We start from the raw sequence: 329 nt of genomic DNA, 5'->3' as shown, positions 1-329 counted from the left end.
AATGAAATTAAGCTTGATTTCACAGGAAAAATAACAGAGACAAAATCGTTACATACAAAAAGCGGGAATTCATCTATCATAACCATTGATAGATTTACATACGATCGTTCAGGGCGTTTGCTAACTCACAAACAACAAATTAACAATCAACAAGAGGAATTAATTCTTGCAAATACCTATGATGAATTAGGAAGCTTAGAAGCTAAAAAAGTTGGAAATACAGAAGCAAATCCGCTTCAAGAAATTGATTATAGCTATACGGTTCGTGGTTGGCTTAAAGGCATCAATGATACAGATCCTAATGATGCAAACAAGTTATTTTCGTTTAA

The 329-nt window shown here is 32.8% G+C and carries 1 pseudogene; it reads left to right on the top strand.

Features of this window, described 5'->3' with window-relative positions:
• Nucleotides 1–329: pseudogene (locus AA089_RS25400) on the top strand (RHS repeat domain-containing protein); the annotation flags it as partial.

The sequence above is a fragment of the Kordia jejudonensis genome (genome assembly GCF_001005315.1).
In the GTDB taxonomy this organism is placed as follows: Bacteria; Bacteroidota; Bacteroidia; order Flavobacteriales; family Flavobacteriaceae; genus Kordia; species Kordia jejudonensis.
The sequence above is the reverse complement of the archived record's forward strand: the minus strand, read 5'-3'. Positions and strand labels throughout refer to the sequence as shown.